This is a genomic window from Sphingomonas sp. BGYR3 (assembly GCF_025153455.1).
Classification (GTDB): domain Bacteria; phylum Pseudomonadota; class Alphaproteobacteria; order Sphingomonadales; family Sphingomonadaceae; genus Sphingomonas.
In genome coordinates, this window is the sequence record NZ_JANZNT010000002.1 from 318,730 (window position 1) to 336,493 (window position 17,764).

Annotated in this window: 23 protein-coding genes and 1 tRNA gene; 17 read left to right on the forward strand and 7 right to left on the reverse strand. The window is 66.2% G+C overall.

What is annotated here, in order from left to right:
- Positions 1 to 9 precede the first annotated feature (9 nt).
- Genes NYR55_RS13360 through NYR55_RS13375 form a run of 4 tightly spaced genes read left to right on the forward strand, consistent with a single transcriptional unit; the run spans position 10 to position 3,990 of the window.
- Positions 10 to 1,644, forward strand: coding sequence for a M28 family peptidase (locus tag NYR55_RS13360; RefSeq protein ID WP_260022015.1), 1,635 nt, complete (start codon positions 10 to 12; stop codon positions 1,642 to 1,644).
- Between the two features lie 57 nt (positions 1,645 to 1,701).
- Positions 1,702 to 2,685, forward strand: a complete 984-nt coding sequence (locus NYR55_RS13365; protein WP_260022016.1) for an agmatine deiminase family protein — start codon at positions 1,702 to 1,704, stop codon at positions 2,683 to 2,685.
- Between the two features lie 19 nt (positions 2,686 to 2,704).
- Positions 2,705 to 3,553: an N-carbamoylputrescine amidase gene (aguB, locus tag NYR55_RS13370; protein ID WP_260022017.1), complete on the forward strand. Its 849-nt coding sequence runs from the start codon at positions 2,705 to 2,707 to the stop codon at positions 3,551 to 3,553.
- On the forward strand, positions 3,553 to 3,990 hold the full coding sequence (locus NYR55_RS13375) for a VOC family protein (RefSeq protein WP_260022018.1): 438 nt from the start codon (positions 3,553 to 3,555) through the stop codon (positions 3,988 to 3,990). Before aguB ends, NYR55_RS13375 begins: the two co-directional genes overlap by 1 nt.
- 3 nt (positions 3,991 to 3,993) lie before the next feature.
- Here the strand turns inward: NYR55_RS13375 and NYR55_RS13380 are convergent, their stop codons facing one another.
- Both NYR55_RS13380 and NYR55_RS13385 read right to left on the reverse strand, forming a co-directional pair.
- Entirely contained in the window at positions 3,994 to 4,236 is a 243-nt protein-coding gene (locus NYR55_RS13380; RefSeq protein WP_260022019.1) for a hypothetical protein, read from the reverse strand.
- Between the two features lie 57 nt (positions 4,237 to 4,293).
- Entirely contained in the window at positions 4,294 to 4,944 is a 651-nt protein-coding gene (locus NYR55_RS13385) for a uracil-DNA glycosylase (RefSeq protein WP_260022020.1), read from the reverse strand.
- A gap of 24 nt (positions 4,945 to 4,968) precedes the next feature.
- Between NYR55_RS13385 and folK the strand changes: the two genes are divergently transcribed.
- Both folK and NYR55_RS13395 read left to right on the forward strand, forming a co-directional pair.
- A complete protein-coding gene (folK, locus tag NYR55_RS13390) occupies positions 4,969 to 5,427 on the forward strand; it encodes a 2-amino-4-hydroxy-6-hydroxymethyldihydropteridine diphosphokinase (RefSeq protein ID WP_260022021.1) in 459 nt (152 codons plus the stop codon).
- A gap of 40 nt (positions 5,428 to 5,467) precedes the next feature.
- Positions 5,468 to 5,543: transfer RNA gene (locus tag NYR55_RS13395), tRNA-Lys, on the forward strand.
- A 12-nt stretch (positions 5,544 to 5,555) separates the two neighbouring features.
- Here the strand turns inward: NYR55_RS13395 and NYR55_RS13400 are convergent.
- Entirely contained in the window at positions 5,556 to 5,678 is a 123-nt protein-coding gene (locus NYR55_RS13400) for a hypothetical protein (protein ID WP_260022022.1), read from the reverse strand.
- On the opposite strand from NYR55_RS13400, the gene NYR55_RS13405 reads away from it, so the two are divergent.
- Positions 5,671 to 6,249: a DUF1349 domain-containing protein gene (locus NYR55_RS13405; RefSeq protein ID WP_260022023.1), complete on the forward strand. Its 579-nt coding sequence runs from the start codon at positions 5,671 to 5,673 to the stop codon at positions 6,247 to 6,249. The genes NYR55_RS13400 and NYR55_RS13405 overlap by 8 nt on opposite strands.
- 4 nt (positions 6,250 to 6,253) lie before the next feature.
- On the opposite strand, the gene NYR55_RS13410 is transcribed toward NYR55_RS13405, so the two are convergent.
- Complete coding sequence (locus tag NYR55_RS13410; protein WP_260022024.1) at positions 6,254 to 6,835, reverse strand: manganese efflux pump MntP family protein; 582 nt, start codon at positions 6,833 to 6,835, stop codon at positions 6,254 to 6,256.
- Positions 6,836 to 6,955: 120 nt separating this feature from the next.
- On the opposite strand from NYR55_RS13410, the gene NYR55_RS13415 reads away from it, so the two are divergent.
- Together NYR55_RS13415 and NYR55_RS13420 are read left to right on the forward strand one after the other, a co-directional pair.
- The gene (locus NYR55_RS13415; RefSeq protein ID WP_260022026.1) at positions 6,956 to 7,438 is read left to right on the forward strand and encodes a GAF domain-containing protein; all 483 of its coding nucleotides are present in this window, start codon (positions 6,956 to 6,958) and stop codon (positions 7,436 to 7,438) included.
- A gap of 126 nt (positions 7,439 to 7,564) precedes the next feature.
- Positions 7,565 to 8,488: an RcnB family protein gene (locus tag NYR55_RS13420; protein ID WP_260022027.1), complete on the forward strand. Its 924-nt coding sequence runs from the start codon at positions 7,565 to 7,567 to the stop codon at positions 8,486 to 8,488.
- A gap of 97 nt (positions 8,489 to 8,585) precedes the next feature.
- On the opposite strand, the gene NYR55_RS13425 is transcribed toward NYR55_RS13420, so the two are convergent.
- Together NYR55_RS13425 and NYR55_RS13430 are read right to left on the reverse strand one after the other, a co-directional pair.
- Complete coding sequence (locus NYR55_RS13425) at positions 8,586 to 9,884, reverse strand: M28 family metallopeptidase (protein WP_260022028.1); 1,299 nt, start codon at positions 9,882 to 9,884, stop codon at positions 8,586 to 8,588.
- 81 nt (positions 9,885 to 9,965) lie between these two features.
- Complete coding sequence (locus NYR55_RS13430; protein WP_260022029.1) at positions 9,966 to 10,418, reverse strand: universal stress protein; 453 nt, start codon at positions 10,416 to 10,418, stop codon at positions 9,966 to 9,968.
- A gap of 145 nt (positions 10,419 to 10,563) precedes the next feature.
- Between NYR55_RS13430 and NYR55_RS13435 the strand changes: the two genes are divergently transcribed.
- From NYR55_RS13435 to NYR55_RS13465, 7 genes are all read left to right on the forward strand, one after another.
- Positions 10,564 to 11,889, forward strand: coding sequence for a pyruvate dehydrogenase complex dihydrolipoamide acetyltransferase (locus NYR55_RS13435; RefSeq protein ID WP_260022030.1), 1,326 nt, complete (start codon positions 10,564 to 10,566; stop codon positions 11,887 to 11,889).
- Between the two features lie 10 nt (positions 11,890 to 11,899).
- A complete protein-coding gene (locus NYR55_RS13440; protein WP_260022031.1) occupies positions 11,900 to 12,109 on the forward strand; it encodes a hypothetical protein in 210 nt (69 codons plus the stop codon).
- Positions 12,102 to 12,494 (forward strand): acyl-CoA thioesterase, encoded by a 393-nt coding sequence (locus tag NYR55_RS13445; RefSeq protein ID WP_260022032.1) that lies wholly within the window; start codon positions 12,102 to 12,104, stop codon positions 12,492 to 12,494. The genes NYR55_RS13440 and NYR55_RS13445 overlap by 8 nt, the downstream gene beginning before the upstream one ends.
- Positions 12,491 to 12,991, forward strand: coding sequence for a DUF559 domain-containing protein (locus NYR55_RS13450; RefSeq protein ID WP_260022033.1), 501 nt, complete (start codon positions 12,491 to 12,493; stop codon positions 12,989 to 12,991). Before NYR55_RS13445 ends, NYR55_RS13450 begins: the two co-directional genes overlap by 4 nt.
- Positions 12,984 to 14,384: a dihydrolipoyl dehydrogenase gene (lpdA, locus tag NYR55_RS13455; protein WP_260022034.1), complete on the forward strand. Its 1,401-nt coding sequence runs from the start codon at positions 12,984 to 12,986 to the stop codon at positions 14,382 to 14,384. Before NYR55_RS13450 ends, lpdA begins: the two co-directional genes overlap by 8 nt.
- 126 nt (positions 14,385 to 14,510) lie before the next feature.
- Complete coding sequence (locus NYR55_RS13460) at positions 14,511 to 15,074, forward strand: alpha/beta hydrolase (protein WP_260022035.1); 564 nt, start codon at positions 14,511 to 14,513, stop codon at positions 15,072 to 15,074.
- An 81-nt stretch (positions 15,075 to 15,155) separates the two neighbouring features.
- Positions 15,156 to 16,433 carry an amidohydrolase family protein gene (locus NYR55_RS13465; RefSeq protein WP_260022037.1) on the forward strand — a complete coding sequence of 426 codons (1,278 nt, stop codon included), beginning with the start codon at positions 15,156 to 15,158 and terminating at the stop codon, positions 16,431 to 16,433.
- Positions 16,434 to 16,557: 124 nt separating this feature from the next.
- On the opposite strand, the gene NYR55_RS13470 is transcribed toward NYR55_RS13465, so the two are convergent.
- Positions 16,558 to 17,055 (reverse strand): polymer-forming cytoskeletal protein, encoded by a 498-nt coding sequence (locus NYR55_RS13470; protein WP_260022039.1) that lies wholly within the window; start codon positions 17,053 to 17,055, stop codon positions 16,558 to 16,560.
- 311 nt (positions 17,056 to 17,366) lie between these two features.
- Here NYR55_RS13470 and rpsL point away from each other — a divergent pair, with 311 nt between their 5' ends.
- Entirely contained in the window at positions 17,367 to 17,738 is a 372-nt protein-coding gene (gene rpsL / locus NYR55_RS13475) for a 30S ribosomal protein S12 (RefSeq protein WP_133496204.1), read from the forward strand.
- Positions 17,739 to 17,764 lie beyond the last annotated feature (26 nt).

Sequence of the window (17,764 nt, forward strand, 5' to 3'; positions counted from 1 at the left end):
GAGAGTTTCATGCGTCTTGCGATCGCTGCCAGTCTTGCTGCCATCACCGTCTCGCCGCTTCACGCGCAGCAAGCGCCCGCCATTTCCGCCGATGCGCTGAAGGAGATGACGCAGACGCTGGCGTCGGATGCGTTCGAGGGGCGGGCGCCGACCACGGCGGGCGAGGAAAAGACCGTCGCCTATCTGATCGAGCGGATGAAGGCGGCGGGCCTGCAACCGGGCAACAAGGGCGAATGGACGCAGGACGTGCCACTGGTCGAACTGACTGCCGCCAATGTCCAGCCGCTGACGATTTCGGGCGGCCGCACGCCACTGTCCTTTGCCTATCGCACCGATGCCGTGATCGGAACCTATCGCGTCGTGCCGACCGTGTCGGTGAAGGACAGCGAGGTCGTGTTCGTCGGCTATGGCATCAATGCCCCCGAACGCGGCTGGAACGATTATGCCGGAGTGGATGTAAAGGGAAAGACGGTCGTCATCCTGATCAACGATCCGGATTGGGAAAGCACGACGCTGGACGGGCCGTTCGGTGGCCGGGCGATGACCTATTATGGCCGCTGGACCTACAAATATGAGGAAGCGGCGCGGCAGGGCGCGGCAGCGGCGATCATCGTCCATGATACCGAACCGGCCGCCTATGGCTGGGGCGTGGTGCAGTCGAGCTGGACCGGGCCGCAGCTGATCCAGGATCCGGGCGACGAAAATCTGGACGAAAGTAGTGTCATCGGCTGGGTCCAGCTGGATGCGGCAAAGCGCCTGTTCGCCAGCGCGGGCAAGGATTTCGGGACGCTCGCCGCCGCTGCACGGCAAAAGGGGTTCAAGGCGGTGCCGCTGGGGCTGAAGGCGAGCACGCAGTTCGATCAGACGATCAAGCGTCAGGCGTCGCGCAACGTCATCGGCATCCTGCCGGGCACGGCTGCGCCGGACGACTATGTCCTTTACACCGCCCATTGGGACCATCTGGGCCGCTGCGATGCGGTGGACGGCGACGATATCTGCAACGGCGCGCTCGACAACGCCACCGGAACGGCGGGTCTGATCGAACTGGCCAGCGCCCATGCCAAGGCGGGACCGGCGCGGCGCAGCATGGTGTTCCTGGCCGTCACGGCCGAGGAATCGGGCTTGCTGGGATCGAAATACTATGCCGAAAACCCGGTCTATCCGCTGGCAAAGACGGTGGGCGGGGTGAACATGGACGGGCTGAACATCAACGGCCCGGCGCGCGATTTCGTGCTGGTCGGCGTCGGCAAGTCGCAGCTTGAGGATCTGGTGAAACCGATTGTCGAGGGGGCAGGCCGCATGATCCGGCCCGAACCCAGCCCGGAAAAGGGCTATTACTACCGGTCCGACCATTTCAGCTTCGCCAAGCTGGGCGTGCCCATGCTGTACGGCGAAAGCGGCGAGGACCTGTTCGACGGCGGGGTGCAGGCGGGTGCCGCCGCCGCCAATGATTATGTCGAAAAACGCTATCACAAGCCGCAGGACGAATATGATGCGTCGTGGAACTGGGACGGGGCGGTCGCCGACCTGACGCTATACTACCGGCTTGGCCGCCAGCTGGCCGATGGCGATGCTTGGCCCAACTGGTATCCGACCGCGGAGTTCCGGGCAGTGCGCGACAAGAGCCGGGCCGGGGCGAAGTAACGCGCCGGTTCAAACTCCCTCTCCCCCGCGTCCTCGTTCGCCCCTATATGGCGGCGCATGACAACGCCTCCGCCTCCGCCGCCCGCAGAATGGGCGCACCATGACGCCGTCTGGATCGGGTTTCCGAGCCACCCCGAACTGTGGGTCGAGGACCTTGAACCCGCGCGGGCGGAGGTCGCCGCCTTTGCCGAAGCCGTCCATGCCGACGGGGATGGGGAAAAGGTAATCCTGGTCGCCGCCGATGAAGAGGCGGGCCGCGCGGCCCAGGCGATGGCAGGGCGGTTTGCCCAGGTGGTCGTCGAACCGTTCGGCGACATCTGGCTGCGCGATACCGGCCCGATCATCGGCGGGGATCATCACGCCCATGCGTTCGGCTTCAACGGCTGGGGCGGCAAATACGACCTGCCGGGGGACGACACGATCGGTCAGCGGCTGGCGGCGCGGCGGCATTTCCACGCGATCCGGCATGACTGGGTGCTGGAAGGGGGCGCCATCGACGGCGATGGCACCGGCCTGCTTGTCACCACTGAACAATGCCTGCTCAACCCTAACCGCAACCCCGGCCTGTCGCAGCGGGACATCGAGGCGCGGCTGACCGCCGATCTCGGCTTCACGCGCTTCCTCTGGTTGGGCGAGGGGCTGCTGAACGATCATACCGATGGCCATGTCGACAATTTGGCCCGCTTTGTCGGCGAAAACCGGCTGGCCATTCCCGAAGCGGCGGAAAACGATCCCAACTGGCGGGTGTACCAGATGGCGGCCGATGCGGCGCGCGCGGGCGGCGTCGATCTGGTCCGCATCCCGTCGCCCGGCCGGGTCCTGGACGAGGATGAGCAGATCATCCCGGCCAGCTACATGAACTTCTATATCGGCAATGCCGCCGTGGTCGTGCCGCTGTACGGCCAGCCCAATGACGATGCCGCGATCGAGGCCATCGCCGCGCTGTTCCCCGGCCGCCGCGTGATCGGCCAGCGGGCGGACCATATCCTGACCGGCGGCGGCAGTTTCCACTGCATCAGCCAGCAAATCCCCAGCCGTTGATCCGGCACCGGAGCATCCCATGACCCAGATTAGCGTTGCCGCCCTTCAGCTTGGCCTCGGGCCGGACATCGACCGCAACATTGCCAATGTCACCCGCCTGGTGCGCGAAGCCGCCGGCCGGGGCGCGCAGGTCGTGCTGCCGCCCGAACTGTTCGAGGGCGAATATTTCTGCCGCGTCGAGGATGAGGGGCTGTTCGCCAATGCAAAGCCGGTGGACGAGCACAAGGCGGTGCTGGCCATGCAGGCGCTGGCCGCCGACCTGAAAATCTGGATTCCGACCAGCTTTTTCGAACGCGACGGGCCGCACCATTACAATTCGCTGGCGATGATCGATCCCGATGGCCGGGTGCAGGGCATTTATCGCAAGAGCCATATTCCGGACGGTCCGGGGTATGAGGAAAAATTCTATTTCCGCCCCGGCAATACGGGGTTCAAGGTGTGGAAGGGGCCACAGACGACGCTGGGCGTCGGGGTGTGCTGGGACCAATGGTATCCCGAAACCGCCCGCGCGATGATGCTGATGGGTGCGGAAATCCTGTTCTATCCGACTGCGATCGGATCGGAACCGCATGACGACAGCCTGGATACCGCCCGGCTGTGGCGCCGCGCGATGGTCGGCCATGCGGTATCCAACGTCGTCCCGGTCGTCGCCGCCAACCGCGTGGGGACAGAGCATGGCCAGACCTTTTACGGCACCAGCTTCATCACCGATGAACGCGGCGATATCCTGGCCGAACTGGACCGGGAGGAAGAAGGCGTGATTACCGCGACGCTCGACCTCGATCTCGCCCGCCGCCACCGCGCCGCCTTTGGCTTTTTCCGTGATCGCCGGCCGGAACTCTACGGGCGGCTGGTTCAGGATATCTGATGCGGGCGGCGGTCCTGCCCACGCTGCTCCTGGCGCTGGCGGGCTGTCATCATGCGGGGGCGGGGCCGATGAATCCCGTGGGCTATTTCGAGCTGCCGGTCAGCGACATGGACCGCGCCGTCGCCTTTTACACCCGCGTGCTCGGCACGGATTTCGAACGGGCGACCATCGATGGCTATCCGATGGCCCTGTTCCCCGCCGCCAACGGCGCACCGGGCGCCAGCGGCGCGCTGGTCAAGGGCGATGTCTATATCCCTGCCAAGGCCGGGCCGATCCTGTATTTCAGCGTTGACGATCTCGACGCGGCGCTGGCCCGCGCAACGGCGGCGGGTGCAGCCATCCTCTATCCGCCCAAGGATCTGGGCGAACTGGGCCGGGTAGCAGAGATCGAGGATAGCGAGGGTAATCGCATCGCCCTGCATCAGGCGGCGGAGTGACGATCAACGCTGCTGTGCGTTGCCGATATTCTCGCGCACCCTGACGGGGACCATGCAGCCGCGGCCGTCATTGCGCATCACCGCCTTTTCCTGATCGGCCAGCGGTTCGCGGTTCAGCGTCTGTCCCTGTGCGGGCGGATGGTCGTTCCGTGCATGACGAATGACCGGCTGATCGCATGGGGCGGTTGGCGGCTTGGCCGTGGCAGCATCGCCAAGCATGGCAGTGGCAAGCAACAATACAAGCATCGCTTCTACCCTTCTTCAGCCGGTACTCTTGCGACGCAGAGTAAACTATTCCCCCATTCACCGCAATTCCAGCGCGCGGGCAAATACATCCTCGAACATTTCTGCCGTCAATCGCCCGGTATTCGTGTTGTACCGGCTGCAATGATAGCTGTCGATCAGCATCCGGCCGTCCGGCATTCGGTGTTCGGCCAGATGCCCGAACTTGGCCTTCGGCAATTTGCCGCCCAGCACCTTGACCGCCGATTGATGCGCGATCTGGCCCAGCGCGATGAACACCCGCGCATTTGGCAATGCCGCGACCTGACCGTCCAGGAACGGGCGACAGGCGCGGATTTCCTCTGGCGTCGGCTTGTTCTGCGGGGGCAGGCATTTGACCGAATTGACGATCATTGCGCCATTCAGGGTCAGGCCGTCGTCGATGCGGCTGGCGTACACGCCCTCGCTCAGGCCGAATTTGGCCAGCGTGGCGAACAGCAGGTCTCCGGCATAATCGCCGGTGAACGGCCGCCCGGTGCGGTTCGCGCCATGCTTGCCCGGTGCCAGGCCGACAATGACCAGCCACGCATCGGGATCGCCGAACGCCTGTACGGGCGCATTCCACCATCCGGGATATTCGGCGCGGCACGCCTCACGATAATCGACCAGCCGCGGACAGCGCGGGCAGTTGTGCGGCGGTTCGGTTTCGGGCAGCGGAGAAGTTGGAAACATGGCCTCGTCGGCTAGGGGGAGCGGGTGGTAAAGACAAGCTATGCCGTGGCCATTGGTTCCAACCGTCCGGGCCGCCATGGTGGCCCGCGGGCGATGGTGGCCGCTGCCATCCGTGCGCTGGGCAGCATCACTGCCGCCGCGCCGGTGATCGAAACGCCGCCCATCGGCCCGTCGATCCGGCGTTTTGCGAACACCGCCGTCCTGATCGGTACCGAGGAAAGCCCGCCAGAGCTGCTCGCCCGGCTAAAGCGCGTGGAGGCCGCGTTCGGGCGGCGGCGCGGCCAACGCTGGGCGGCGCGCCCCATCGATCTCGACATCGTGTGGTGGTCGGCCGGTCCCTGGGCCTCGCCCGGCCTGATCGTGCCGCATCCGCAGTTTCGCAGCCGCGATTTCGTGCTACGCCCGCTGGCGGCGCTGATCCCCGATGCGCGCGATCCGCTGACCGGGCTGACCATGCGTCACCTTCTTGCCCGGCTCGGTTGACGCCCCGCCGCTCTGCGCTTAGGTGCGTCGCCGATGGTTGGGGTCCGTAGCTCAGTCGGTAGAGCAAGCGACTTTTAATCGAGAGGTCCCGGGTTCGAATCCCGGCGGACCCACCATCCTTTCCCTCCTCATCGCTTGTCGTCGTCGCGGATCGCGGCATATTCCTGTCCGGCGATCATCACGGGCCGGGAGGATGCGATGGACAGGCGGATGGTGCTGGCGGCCATGGGCGGGGCGTCGTTGATGCCCATGCGGGTCGCTGCGCAGGGGGCGGATACGGCCGGCTGGCTCAATCCGCCGCGCGTCTGGCGCGAAGACGCGGGCGGGCTGATGATGCGGGCCGAACCAAAGACCGATTTCTGGCGAAAGACCTATTTCGGCTACATTACCGACAACGGCCATTTCCGCAGCCGAAGGGTGACCGGCGATTTCGTCGCCACGGTCAATGTCGTCGGCGATTATGCCGCGCAATATGATCAGGCGGGGCTGATGGTGCGGCTGGACGCGGAAACCTGGCTGAAATGCGGGGTGGAACGGGTGGACGGCGCGGCCACCGTCAGCGCGGTGTTCACGCGGGATTTTTCCGACTGGTCCGGTTTTCCCATCGATGCCAGCCCGAACGACCTGTGGTTCCGGCTGGCGCGCAAGGGGTCAGCCTTTACCTATAGCTGGAGCGCGGATGGCAAATCCTGGCGCGAGGTGCGACAGGGGCATCTGACTGCTGCGCCCGTGCTGGACGTCGGCGTGATGGCGGCCGCGCCAGAGGGTGCGGGCTTTGACGTCCGGTTCCGGTCGCTGACCATCGAACCGGCAAAGGGCTGACCGGTCAGGCGATCCAGCCGGTATGATCGGCCAGAATGAACAGGCCGATGCCGATCAGCATCACGCCGCCCAGCAATTCCACCCGCTTGCCCAGCCGGGTGCCCACCGATCCGCCCAGATACAGGCCGATGGTCGTCATCGCGAACGTGGTCATCCCGATGGACGCCGCGATCAGCCAGATATTGACCCCGATAAAGGCCAGGCCGACCCCGATTGCCGCAGCATCGATGCTGGTGCCGATGGCCGTCGCGACCAGGGCTGGCGCGCCGCCCCGCCGCACGATCGCCGGTGTGGCATCCGTCGCAGGATCCTCATCCGTTCCGAACGACTGAAGGATCATGTGCCCGCCGACCAGCGTCAGCAGGCCGAACGCGATCCAGTGATCCACCGCCTCCACCCAACCGGCGGCGATCAGGCCCAGCGTCCATCCGATCAGCGGCGTGATCGCCTCCACCACGCCGAACACCAGCCCGCCGCGCAGCGCCGCCGTCAGGCTGGGCCGGCTCGCCGCCCCGCGCCCCACCGATGCGGCAAAGGCGTCGGCGGACATGCTGAACGACAACAGGGTGATCGAAAGGGGCGTCATCGGTTCCGGGTTCCTCTGGCGTGCCGCCCTGCGGATGGCGCATCGCGGGTCGGCTAACCCACGGGGGCGATGTCACGCAACCCCTCCCGCAACGGTCCGGCGATCGCTACATGGCGGGTCATGTACAGCTTTGACATCGATTCCGCCGACAAGCCCGCCATGTATGCCGCGCTGGCCGATGCGCTGGATGCGCTGACCGCCGATGAGCCGGACGGGATTGCCAACATGGCCAATGCCGCCGCCCTGATCTGGCAGGTGCTGCCCGATCTCAACTGGGCCGGTTTCTATCGCAATGTGAAGGACGAGCTGGTGCTCGGCCCGTTTCAGGGCAAGGCCGCGTGCATCCGCATCCCGTTCGGGCGCGGCGTGTGCGGCGCGGCGGCGGCGACGCGGGAAACGCAGCTTGTCCCCGATGTCCATGCCTTTCCCGGCCATATCGCCTGCGATGCGGACAGCCGGTCCGAACTGGTCGTGCCGATCCTGTCGGGCGACCGCGTCCTTGCCGTGCTGGATCTGGACAGCCCCTTGCCCGACCGGTTCGATGCACAGGATCAGGCGGGGTGCGAGGCGCTGGCCCGCATCCTGGCCGCCCGCATCGGCTGACCCGGAACGGGACAGTGCTTAACCAACAAGCATCGTTTCCACGGCGCGGGGCAAGCTGGTAAATTCCCCGTCAACCATGATGCCGCGCGCCCGTTGCGCCCCGTGTCCAGCCGTAAGGAAATGCCGATGCGCCTGATCCCGATTTCCGCCGCCGTGCTGGCGATGCTGGCCGCTGCAGCGCCGGCAGAGGCGCAATCCGTTGTGGGCCATCGGGGCGGGGGGCATCATCGCTGGGGCGGGATGGTCAATGGCCGCTGGCATGGCGGCGTGTATGCGCCCGGCGGCTGGGGCGGCTATGTCGCGCCCGTGCGCGGCTATGTCCTGCCCAGCTATTGGGTGGCCCCGCAATTCGTGATCCGCGACTGGCCGCGTTATCGCTTTTCCGCGCCGCCGCGCGGCCACACCTGGGTCCGCTATTATGACGATGCCGTGCTGGTCGACGATCATGGCCGGGTTTCCGACGCCGTGCGCGATGTCGACTGGAACCGCTATGACGGCCCGGTGGCAGACGGCGGCGCGCCCTATGACGGCGATTACTACGACCGCTATGCCGCCAGCGATCGCCGGGACAGCAATGTCGAGGGCGCGGTGGCCGGTGCGTTGGTCGGCGGCGTTGCCGGCAATCTGATCGCCGGGCGCGGCAATCGCCTGGGCGGCACGCTGATCGGTGCGGGCCTTGGCGCGCTTGCCGGTGCGGCCATCGACGCGGCAGAGGATGGCCGCCGCGACGATCGGGGCCCCGGCGCGCCCTATGACACGCCCGGCCATGGCGGCCCGCATCATGGCGACTCGTACCATGCCGGCCCTGCCGATGGCGAATGGCGCTATGGCGGCGAAGTGTTCGGCCCGATCGGTGCCAAGCGCACCCGCATCGTTCAGGAAGGCTATGTCGCCGATGGCTGGTATTATCCGCCGGTGATCGAAACCCAGATGGTTGTCGGGGTAGAGGGCGAACGCCCGCATCCGGCCGTGATGGTCGAAGAGCGCACCTATCGCTCCGATGCGCCGCCCAAGACGTTCAAGCGGGTCTATCGCACCAAGGGCAAGTAACTCCCGGTTCCGGAGCGGGGGAGCGGACGGCGCGGCTTCGGGGGAGGCTGCGCCGTTTGCGTTGATGCGCGTTGCCGGGGCGTGCGGCGCGGCCGGGTTAGGGTCGGCGCTGCGCCCGCCCGGCAAAGCTGACCACGCTTTCTGCCCCATCGGCGCTCAGCGCGGACACGCCGACGAAATAATCGTCGACCACGATATCCTTCAGCACCGTCGACGTACCCGTCACGTCGCGGTGATCGGTCCAATCCTGCGCATCGTTGCGCCGCCAATGGACGCGGTATTTCGCCGCGCCGGGCACGGCTTGCCAGCTGACCGTGGTATCGGTCGCCAGCGCCCCTTCGATCGCCACATTCTTCGGAATGGCGGGCGCGGATGCAAACTGGCGCGCGGCCGCGACGTTCAGCGCCGTCACCTTGGCCAGATAGGGGAAATCCATCTTGTCGATGGTGTCGCCATATTCGCGGCCGCCCTCGGTCCGCAGGTCCTGATGCTGCTGGTCGTAATTTTCAGCCGCGACGGAAAAACGGATGGCGGGATAGCCAAGGCGCAGGAACGCCTCATGATCGCCGCCGCGCCCGAACCGGTCCGGACGGCGCACGACGAACACGTCCAGCGCGCCGGGGATCTTGGCTGCCATCCGGTCGATGCCCTTGGCCAGCGACCGGCTCGGCCCGTCATCCTCGCCGCCATTGCCGCGCCGGGCCTTTTGCTCGTCGATCGTCTCGATCTGGCGAATCCCCTCGGAAAACACGCGGACCCGGTCGGCCACGCGCACGCCATTCTGGCCCACGGTATTGCCGACGATGTCGTTGTTCAGCACGGCCGACACTTCCCATCCCGCCGCCTGCGCCGTTTCGGCCAGCAACTGCCCGCCCAGCAGGCCCTGCTCCTCGCCCGACAGCGCGGCATAGATGATCGTCGCCTTGAACTTTTCCTTGGACAGGATGCGCGCGGTTTCCAGCACCAGCGCGGTGCCCGACGCATCGTCATTGGCACCCGGCGCATCGCTGGTCGCGTCCATCACGTCGGATACCCGGCTGTCGATATGGCCCATGATGATGACGACGCGCTTGTTCTCCTCGCCCGCCTGGAACCCCAGGACGTCGACGACATTGGCGCCGTTCGGCACGCGCGGGCCGGTAAAGGTGCGAGCGATGTTGCTGACGGTGATGCACCCGCCGCACTTTTCGCTGATCGCGTTCAGCTCGTTGGCGAACCAGCGGCGGGCAGCGCCGATGCCCCGCGTCGGATGATCCGGATCGGACAGGGTATGGCGCGTGCCGAACGAAACCAGTTTTTCCACGTCGCCCTTCAACCGGGCGGGCGAGGGCGCGTCCTGCGCCAGGGCGGGATGGGCTGCGGTCAGCAGCAGCGAAGCGATCAACAGGGTGCGCATTTCCGGAACGTGGCGGGAAAAAACGAATCGCTCAAGGGGCTAAAGGGCCGTATCCCCGGTACCATCCGCTCAGGCGGCCGATCAGCTAAGGCGGTCCAGCGCCTCGTGGCTCAGGCTGCCGGGAACGATCATCACCGGCACGCCCAGCGTCCCCGCCTCGGCCGCGAACAGCGTGACCAGCGGGCCGGGCGCCCCCTCCGCCGCCGCACCCAGCACCAGTGCGGCGATTTCGGGATTGCCGGCAATCGTCTCCCGCACTGCCTTGGCCCCGTCGCCCTCGCGCACGATGATCGTCGGGCTCAGCCCCGATTCGGCCAGCAACGTGCCCGCCGCGGCCGTGACCAGCGCCTCTGCCCGTTCCCGCGCCTCTGCCTCGATCTGCGCCATCACGCCGCCCCACTGGACGAAATCCGGCTTGGGAATCAGCGTCAGGATCTCGACATGGCCGCCCGTCTTGACGGCACGGCGCGCGGCAAAACGCAGGGCGATCTCCGCCTCTGCGCTTTCATCCACCACCACCAGATAGGTCCGCACCGATCATCCTCCCCCAGCCGGACGACGGCGCCCGAATACGAATGAAAGGTGACGCCTCGACCGCTGGTTCGCAAGGGGCGGGCTTGACCCTGCCGGTGCTGGCGGCAAAGGAGGGCCATTCATCGGACCAGTAACGGGACACTCCATGTCGATCGAACTCAAGATGCCCGCCCTGTCGCCCACCATGGAAGAAGGGACGCTGGCCAAATGGCTGGTCAAGGAAGGGGACACGGTCAAGGCCGGCGATGTCATGGCCGAGATCGAGACCGACAAGGCGACGATGGAGTTCGAAGCGGTCGATGAAGGCGTGATCGCGAAAATCCTGGTTGCCGAGGGAACCGACGGCGTAAAGGTCGGCACCGTCATCGCCATCATCGCTGAAGAGGGCGAGGACGCCGGCGCCGTCGATGCCAAGCCCGCCGCAAAGGCCGAAGCTGCTGCACCCGCACCCGCACCCGCCGCTGCGCCCGCGCCTGCCGCTCCTGCGGCCCCCGCTGCCGCCCCGGCCCCTGCGGCTGCGCCCGCACCGGCCGCATCCGGCGACCGGGTAAAGGCCAGCCCGCTGGCCCGCCGCATCGCCGCTGACAAGGGGCTGGACCTTGCCGCGCTTCAGGGCAGCGGCCCCGGCGGCCGCATCGTCAAGGCGGATGTCGAGGATGCCAAGCCCGGCGCAAAGGCCGCTGCCGCGCCTGCACCGGCTGCCTCCGCGCCGACCGCCGCCGCCGCGCCTGCTCCTGCGGCCGCACCGGCAGAGGCAAAGGCCGTGTGGTTCGACGACTCGATCCCGCATACCGCCGACAAGCTGTCGAACATCCGCAAGACGATCGCCCGCCGCCTGACCGAGGCGAAGCAGACGATCCCGCACATCTACCTCACCGTCGACATCCGCCTCGACAAGCTGCTCAAGCTGCGGGGCGAGCTGAACAAGGGGCTGGAATCGCGCGGCGTAAAGCTGTCGGTCAACGATCTGTTGATCAAGGCGCTGGGCGTGGCGCTGGAACAGACGCCGAAGTGCAACGTCACCTTCGCCGGGGATCAGCTGATCAGCTATCACCGCGCCGACGTGTCGGTCGCCGTGTCGACCCCGACGGGCCTCATCACCCCGATCGTCCGTGACGCGGCCAACAAGTCGATGGCCAAGATCTCAACCGAGATGAAGGAACTGGCCGCCCTTGCCAAGGACGGCAAGCTGAAGCCGGAACAGTATCAGGGCGGCACCGCGTCCCTGTCCAACATGGGGATGTTCGGCATCAAACAGTTCGAGGCGGTGATCAATCCGCCCCAGGGCATGATCATGGCGATCGGTGCCGGTGAAAAGCGGCCCTATATCGTCGACGATGCGCTGGGCATTGCCACGGTGATGAGCGCCACGGGCAGTTTCGACCACCGCGCCATCGACGGCGCCGACGGGGCAGAGCTGATGAAGCTGTTCAAGGAACTGGTCGAAAATCCGCTGGGCTTCATCGCCTGAACCGGCAGCCATGCGGGTCTGGATTGAACTGGCGTTCGTCGCCCTTGGCCTGATCGCCGCGCTGGGCATCGGCTGGCTGTCGGCCTGGTCCTATCCGCAGGGCGCGGGCGATATCTGGCTGGTGACGGGTGCTGCCATGCTGATCTCTGCCGCAATGGGCGTCCGCCCCGTGATGCGCGCGCTGGCGCAGGACCGGGCAGGGCGGGGCCACCATGGCTGAGCGCGATCCCACCCGTCCGCCGCCGGGCGAACCGGCGCTGCGCGTCACCACCATGCCCGCCGACGCCAATCCCTATGGCGACATTTTCGGCGGCTGGCTGATGAGCGTGATGGACATGGCCGCCGGCCTTGTCGCCGCTCGCCGGGCAAAGGGGCGCGCCGTCACCATCGCGGTCGACGCCATGCAGTTTCACCGCCCCGTCGGGGTGGGGGACGAAGTGTCGGTCTATGCCGACCTGATCAAGGTCGGCCGCACCAGCCTGACCATCCAGGTCGAAAGCTGGTGCCGCGACCGCCACGGCGAACAATTGTGCAAGGTGACAGAGGCGCGCTTCGTCTTCGTCGCCATCGACGAACACCGAAAGCCCCGGGTCATCGGCGAATGATCGCGCAGCCCATCAACCCCTCCCCCCTGGCGGGGGAGGGAGGGGCCCGCGCCGAAGGCGTGGGAGGGAGGGGGGGCCTTCTGGTCCGCGCTCGCCAGCTCCGCCGCGATTCCACGGACGCCGAACGCAAGCTCTGGTCGATCCTCCGCGCCAAAAAACTCGCCGGGTGGAAATGGCGCCGACAGCAGCCGATCGAGCGTTACATCGCTGATTTCGTCTGCTTCGAAACCCGCGTGATCGTTGAAGCCGATGGTGGCCAGCATGCCGGCGATCCGGGCGATGACATGCGCGATGCCTGGCTCACCGGGCAGGGGTTTCGCGTTATCCGGTTTTGGAGCAACGACATTCTGACCAATTCTGAGGGGGTCGCCGATCGCATCCTCGCGGCGCAGGTTGATGCTGCTGCATCGACCGACGTGCTCGTGGCACGGCCCCCTCTCCCCAACCCCTCTCCCGCCAGGGGAGAGGGGCTTTCGATGGAGCACAATCGTGGCTGATACCTATGACCTGATCGTCCTCGGCTCCGGCCCCGGCGGCTATGTCGCGGCGATCCGCGCCAGCCAGCTTGGCCTGAAGACCGCGATCGTGGAGCGCGAAAATCTGGGCGGCATCTGCCTGAACTGGGGCTGCATCCCGACCAAGGCGCTGCTGCGCTCGGCCGAAATCTATCACTACATGCAGCACGCCAAGAATTACGGCCTGGTCGCCGAAAAGATCAGCGCCGATCTGGACGCGGTGGTCAAGCGCTCGCGTGGGGTGGCCAAGCAGCTCAATCAGGGCGTCACCCACCTGATGAAGAAGAACAAGATCACCGTCCACATGGGCGAGGGATGCCTGACCGCGAAGGACAAGCTGGCCGTCACCGACAAGGACGGCAAGGCGACCGAGCTGACCGCAAAGAACATCATCGTCGCCACCGGGGCGCGTGCGCGGGAACTGCCCTTTGCCAAGTCGGACGGCAAGCGCGTCTGGACCTATCGCCACGCGATGGTGCCGACCGAAATGCCCACGAAGCTGCTGGTCATCGGATCGGGCGCGATCGGCATCGAATTCGCCAGCTTCTACAACGACATGGGCGCCAAGGTGACCGTGGTCGAAATGATGGACCGCATCGTGCCGGTCGAGGACGCCGATGTGTCCGCCTTCCTCGAAAAATCACTGGTGAAGCAGGGCATGACGATCATGACCGGCGCTGGCGTCAACGGGCTGGAGGTCGGCGCCAACGGCGTGAAGGCCAAGCTGAAGGACAAGGCCGGCAAGGAGACGACCGAGGAGTTCAGCCACGTCATCGTCGCGGTCGGCATCGTCCCCAACACCGAGAATATCGGCTTGAAGGAACTGGGCGTCGACATGGACGATCGCGGCTTCCTGAAAACCGGGCCGGATTGCGCCACCAACGTCCCCGGCATCTGGGCGATCGGCGATATCACCGCGCCGCCATGGCTGGCGCACAAGGCGAGCCATGAGGGCGTCATCGCGGTCGAAGCGATCACCGGCGGCCATCCGCACGCCATGGACCCGCGCAACATTCCGGGCTGCACCTATTGCCACCCGCAGGTCGCATCCGTCGGCCTGACCGAAGCCAAGGCAAAGGAAGCGGGATACGAGGTCAAGGTCGGCAACTTCCCCTTCATCGGCAATGGCAAGGCGATTGCGCTGGGCGAGGCGGAAGGGTTCATCAAGACGGTGTTCGACGCAAAGACCGGCGAACTGCTGGGCGCGCACATGGTCGGCGCCGAAGTGACCGAGCTGATTCAGGGCTATACCGTCGGCAAGACGCTGGAGACGACCGAGGTCGAGCTGATGAACACCGTCTTCCCGCACCCGACCCTGTCCGAAATGATGCACGAAAGCGTGCTTTCCGCCTATGGCCGCACGCTGCATATGTGATCGCTGACCCGGCAAGGGATCATTCCGGCGCGGCAAACGAACACATCGCCGCGCCGGAGATTTTCCATCTAGTCTTTTGGTAGGATTAAGGCATTCTGTCCGCAACAATCGTGCGGGAGAATTGCCATGACCTCGCTTGCGCTGCATCGCTCCGACGCTGTTTCGATGATTTTGTTGCCCGACCGGCGCGGCCTGCCGCCTGCGCTGGCCGAACTGATCGGGGTGCGCTTTCCCGATGCCCGCACGCTGCCGTTCCGCGGGCGCAGCGTGCCTGAGCGAAATCGCTGGGCCGCTCAGCTGGATGAGGCGGTGAATCACGCCGCCCGCCCGGTGATGCTGGTCGCCAGCGGCGTCGGCTGCTTTGCCGCGGCCTGGTGGGGCCGGCTCACCCCGCGTTACTATGTGGAGCGCGTGGCCGGGGCATTGATGGTCGATCCGGTCGAGGGCGGCCCGGTGGCCAGCCTTGCCTCGCCGCGCATCCCGCTGCCCTTCGCCTCGATGCTGGTTGAGGGGGACGCGCTGACCCATGCCGATTCGCTGCGGATGCTGGCCGATGGCTGGGGCGCAGAAACCGGCATCGGTCCGTCAGCCGGCACCGCGACCGGGGCGTTCAGCCGCCTGGTCGAACGCTGGACCCGCCGCGTGGTCGAACGCGAGGTCGGGCTGCACGGGCTGCGCACCGAACTCTGATCGTCGCCCGCATCGCCGATTGACATTGCCCCGCCGCCGGCCACAGGCTCGTATCTTGTGGTTCGCTTTGGGGAATGGGGCATGAAATCCTTTGTGTTGGGCGCACTAGCTGCGGCTGCGCTCGCATCGGGCACGGCGTCTGCCGAAACGGTCGTCGTCACCGCCGACCGGATGGTCGATGTGCTGACCGGCAAGATGGTGGACAATCCCGCCGTGTTCATCACCGACGGGCGCATCACCAACATCGCCGATGCCCGCACCGTGCGCTGGGGCAGCGACGTCCGGCACATCGACCTGTCCGGAAAGACGATCCTGCCCGGCCTGATCGACATGCACGTCCATCTGGACAGCAACCCGAAATATGGCGGCTACACCAATCTTCAGTTCACCGACAATTTCTGGGCGGTGCAGGGGACGGCCAATGCCCGCGACATGCTGATGGCGGGCTTTACGACCGTGCGGAACGTGGGGTCGGAAAATTACGACGACGTCGCCTATAAGCAGGCGATCGAGGAGGGGCTGATCGCCGGGCCGCGCATCGTTCCGGCCGCCCATGCCCTTGGCGCGACGGGCGGGCATTGCGACAGCACCTATCTGCCCCCGTCGTTCAAGGCAAAGGGCGTGGCGGTGGGCGACAGCCCGGACGAGCTGCGCCGCATCGTCCGCGAACAGCGCAAATATGGCGCGGAAGTTATCAAGGTGTGCGCGACCGGCGGCGTCTTTTCCCGCAATACCGAACCGGGGCAGCAGCAATTGTCCGAGGGCGAATTGCGCGCCATCGCGGACGAGGCGCACCAATGGGGCCTGCGCGTTGCCGCCCATGCGCACGGCGCGGCGGGGATCAAGGCCGCGATCCGCGCCGGCATCGACACCATCGAACATGCCAGCCTGGTCGATGACGAGGGCATCAAGCTGGCTGCCGAGCGCAAGCAGCCGGTCTGGTTCTCGATGGATATCTTCAACACCGACTATACCCAGGCCGAGGGTGCGAAGAACGGCGTGCTGGAGGATAACCTGCGCAAGGACCGCGAGATTGCGCAGATTCAGCGGGACAATTTCCGCAAGGCGCATAAGGCCGGCGTGCGGATGGTGTTCGGATCGGACGCGGGCGTCATGCCGCACGGCACCGCTGGCGGCCAGTTCCGCGTCATGGTCCAGTACGGGATGACGCCGATGGAGGCGATCCAGGCCGCAACCCGCAACGCCGCAGAGGCGCTGGGCCGGGAAAAGGATGTCGGCGCGATCGCCGTCGGCCGCTATGCCGATATCGTCGCCGTCCCCGGCGATCCGACCAAGGATGTCGGCCTGCTCGCCGGGCCGGTCACGGTCGTAAAGGGCGGGGTGCTGGTCAAGGAATAGGGCAGGCGAAAGACGGCTTCAGCCTCCCGGTGCTCCCTCTCCCGCATGCGGGAGAGGGAAGGGGCCCGCCGCGCAGCGGTGGGAAGGGTGAGGGTGTCCTGTTCGCTGAACCTCTCGGCCCGCCTTATTCCGCCGTATCGCTGACGATCGTCACCGGCGCGATCGGGGCGTCTGCCGGATCCAGCCCGGCCTTGGCGACCTGTTCCGCGATCACCGCCATATGCTTCAGCCGCCCGTCGATATGGCCGCCCGTCTCGATCGTGATCTGGTCATATTCGACATCGCCGTTGATCCGCGCCGTCCGGTCGATGGTCAGGTTCTTGACCCGCACGGTGCCGTCCACCGTGCCCGCCAGCCGCGCGGTGTCGGCGGTGATCAGGCCGCCGATGCGGCTTTCCGGCCCCTGGATCAGGCTGGTGCACGTGATGTCGCCTTCCACCCGGCCATCGATGTGCAGGTCGTTGGATGCGCTGACATTGCCGATGATGACGATATCGGCGCCGATCACAGAAAACATGCCCTTGCGACCCGCCTGCTGATTGGCGGGCGCGCCCGGCGCGGCGGACGGGGCAGGGGGATGGGCGGGCGAGCGGTCGTCCCGGTTGCGGTTGCTGTTGAACATGGACTGGCTCCCCCGTGCTTCTGTCGCGACTCGATGCGGGTATAGCTTTTGCCGCGGCGGCTGTCGTCAGTCGGCATTGTGGATGCGACGGGACGATTCGCGCCGCGCGGCCCATTGACCGGCGGCGGCCGCGTGCGTATAGGCGCGCCGTTCCATGAAGCGGGGCATTGCGTCTGGCCCATGGGATTTTTTTGAGCTGAACATTGTTGGAGACGCCAGGGCCCGGAGGCCGGCAAGGCCGCCTAGGGTCCTTTCGTATTTTCCGGAAATCATGGCTCCGACAAAGTAACCATTGGAAGGTGAAGGGCTTCATGCCGACGATTAACCAGCTGGTCCGCAAGGGCCGCGAACCGCAGAAGGCCAAGTCAAAGGTCCCTGCGATGGACCAGAACCCGCAGAAGCGCGGTGTCTGCACCCGCGTCTACACCACGACCCCGAAAAAGCCGAACTCGGCTCTGCGCAAGGTGGCCAAGGTTCGCCTGACCAACCAGCGCGAAGTCATCAGCTACATTCCGGGCGAAGGCCACAACCTGCAGGAGCACTCGGTGGTGCTCATCCGCGGCGGCCGTGTGCGCGACCTTCCGGGCGTGCGCTACCACGTGCTGCGCGGCGTGCTCGACACGCAGGGCGTGAAGGACCGCAAGCAGTCCCGTTCGAAGTACGGCGCCAAGCGTCCGAAGTAATTCAGCCAGAGTAGGCCCCGGACGGG